This window comes from Tunicatimonas sp., from assembly GCF_049647865.1.
Lineage (GTDB): Bacteria > Bacteroidota > Bacteroidia > Cytophagales > Cyclobacteriaceae > Tunicatimonas.
Window position 1 is genome coordinate 1 of the sequence record NZ_JBARYM010000355.1, and the last position, 2,846, is coordinate 2,846.

The 2,846-nt window shown below is 49.0% G+C and carries 3 protein-coding genes; 1 reads left to right on the forward strand and 2 read right to left on the reverse strand.

All coding sequences use genetic code 11. The features are described from left to right. Positions 1–603 (forward strand): FAD-dependent oxidoreductase (locus WBA23_RS10545; protein ID WP_424582240.1); only part of this gene is annotated, 603 nt, incomplete at its 5' end. Between the two features lie 15 nt (positions 604–618). Here the strand turns inward: WBA23_RS10545 and WBA23_RS10550 are convergent. Both WBA23_RS10550 and WBA23_RS10555 read right to left on the reverse strand, forming a co-directional pair. Then, on the reverse strand, positions 619–1,917 hold the full coding sequence (locus tag WBA23_RS10550) for a mandelate racemase/muconate lactonizing enzyme family protein (protein WP_424582241.1): 1,299 nt from the start codon (positions 1,915–1,917) through the stop codon (positions 619–621). A gap of 72 nt (positions 1,918–1,989) precedes the next feature. Continuing rightward, on the reverse strand, positions 1,990–2,733 hold the full coding sequence (locus WBA23_RS10555; protein ID WP_424582242.1) for a succinate dehydrogenase/fumarate reductase iron-sulfur subunit: 744 nt from the start codon (positions 2,731–2,733) through the stop codon (positions 1,990–1,992). Between the last annotated feature and the right edge of the window lie 113 nt (positions 2,734–2,846).

The following is a 2,846-nucleotide window of genomic DNA, read 5'->3' on the forward strand; positions in this document are numbered from 1 at the left end:
CAGGAACGTCAGGAAATCATTAAAGCTCACCAGGATTACACCCAAGGATTACTGTACTTCTACACCACCGATTCGCGCGTTCCTACTGAGTTGCAAGAGGAAGTCCAACAGTGGGGCTACCCGAAAGACGAGTATACCAACAACCGCAACTGGTCACCTCAGCTCTACGTGCGCGAAGCCCGGCGGTTAATTGGTGAGTACGTGATGACCCAAGCGAACTGCCAAGGTAAAGAAACGGTAGAAGACCCCATTGGAATGGCAGCCTATACCATGGATTCGCATAATTGTCAGCGGATCGTGGTCGATGGGCAAGTGAAGAACGAGGGTAACGTAGAGGTTGGAGGCTTCCCGCCCTACCCTATCGCGTTCCGCTCCATTCTTCCGAAGCAAGAGCAGGTGAGTAACTTACTCGTTCCGGTTTGCTTATCGGCTAGCCACATTGCCTTTGGCTCAATTCGGATGGAACCGGTCTTTATGGTGCTGGGTCAATCAGCGGCAACCGCAGCGGCAATGGCACTTGATGCTGAGCAAGGTCTTCACCAGTTAGAGTATAACCAACTACAAGAGCAGCTTTTGGCTGATAAGCAGGTTTTAGCGAATTAATAGTGAATTTCAGTTTTAAACTACCCGGTGGGAATTCACATAATCGGGATCAATAGTAATTCCCAAACCGGAGCCCGTGGGCACCTTGATTATCCCGTCTACGCTTTTAAACGGTTCGGCTTTGCTGGTTATTGGTACCAGGGTACCGTTGGCATCTTTGGTCTGGAACATTTTAAATTCGTGAAATTCCGCCGTAGCCGGACAAACGGATACCATTTGCAGTAGGTACACGTAGCCTAATCCCCCGGCCGAGATGTGGGGAGTAATCTGTAGACCGGCGGCTTCTACCATTCGGGCTACTTGCATAGTGCGGATCATACCTCCAAAGTAAAACAGGTCGGGCTGAAGGATTTGAAAAACTTCCTTCCCGATAAGGTAACGAAAGGCGTGCATCCCAAACTCTTCTTCCCCGCCCGCCATTGGAATGGTAAGGGCTTCTTCTACCGACTTCTGCTCTTCGTACCAATCCCAGGGTACGGGCTCTTCGTAGAAATAATAGTTATATTCTTCTAAAATTTTACCGATACGGATCGCCTCGTTCACTGAGTACGAGCCGTTGCCATCAATCATCAAATTCATATCGTCACCGAACTTTTCCCGAGCCATTCGGATCAGCTTTTCGGTGCGACCAGGCGCGTTGTCAATATCACTGGCTAAATTATCCCCCCTACCCGCTCGTAGTTTAATCGCTTTGGCCTCAGTTTTTAAATAATCCTGGTACATCAGTTCCAGTGACTCTTCCGGCTCCCTGTTTCGGAATTCCCACAGATAGTGCCCTAAATAAATAGGCACCTCCGGATTACGAAGTGGCCCTAGCAACTGTCCCGCGGGAAGGTCAGCGATAGTGCCTAGCATATCGAGAATGGCGAACTCAATGACTGCAATCTGAACGTTGAGCGGGATGCCTTGTCGCTTTACGTTGCGTTCAGCAGAGTTGAAAATCAGTAAGTCTAAATCACGAGCATCTTTACCCAGAAAAAATAATTTTAGGTTGAGATTGAACATTGGATAACTGGACTGAGCAATAAACGGATGCCCAATGGCTAAGCCAACCGCACCATCCTTGGAACGTACCCGACAGATAGTATTATTCCGGTCACGCAGCAACTCCAGGGTCTCAATAATGACCGGATTAGTAAAAAGTTCTCGCCGGAGTACCGGTTGATTACGAACTTCATCCAGCTTAGAGTATTGGATTATACTTGATGTTGTAGCCGACCTCTTGGTAGACAGGCAAGATGATAGCGGAAGTAATGTAGAAGCTCCCCCAACGGTAGCGGCAGCCTTTAAAAATTTTCGTCGGTTAGATTTCATTCTCTTACGGTAGGTTGTTCAATTGCTTGGAAAACAATGTAAGAAAATTTCAGACGACTAAGTCATCTACCCTTAGCCAAAAATAGAAGCTCGGATAACCCGATTGTTCATCTCAGCGATGTTGGTGATAGAGATTGCCTCGGGGCACTCCACTTCACAGGCTCCGGTAAAGGTACAGTGGCCAAAGCCCTCCTCCTGCATTTGCTGGGTCATCGCTAACACCCGCTGGTGCTGCTCGGGCTTACCCTGCGGCAGCGAGTTTAGGTGATTGATCTTGGCCGAAGTGAACAAGGCTGCCGAGGAGTTCTTGCAGGCAGCTACACAGGCTCCGCAACCAATACAGGCGGCGGCATCCATCGCTTTATCAGCAATCTCTTTACCAATGGGCACCGCATTGGCTTCGGGAGCAGTGCCGGTTTTGGCACTGATGTAGCCACCTTGCTCAATAATCCGATCAAAGGCGGAGCGATCCACCACTAGGTCTTTTACTACTGGAAAGCTATCCGCCCGCCAGGGTTCTATCACGATGGTACTTCCATCGGCAAAGCTACGCATGTGCAGTTGGCAGGTCGTCATGTTTGGGTGAGGACCGTGGGCCCGGCCGTTGATGAATACGCCGCACTGACCGCAGATACCTTCGCGGCAATCGTATTCGAAAGCAATTACTTTTTCATTCTGTAGCACCAGTGTTTCGTTCAAGTGGTCGAGAGCCTCTAGTAGCGACATATCTTCGGTAAGCCCCTCTACTTCGTAGTCCTTTAGTTGTCCTTTATCGTTGGGGCTATCTTGCCGCCATATGCTAAACGTAACGTTCATACCTTATCTATTTATAACTTCGCACCGTGGGTTCAATAAACTCAAATTTCAGTGCTTCCTCGTGGTGCTTAAATTGACCATCTTGACCGTACTCCCAAGCCGAAACGTAGGAG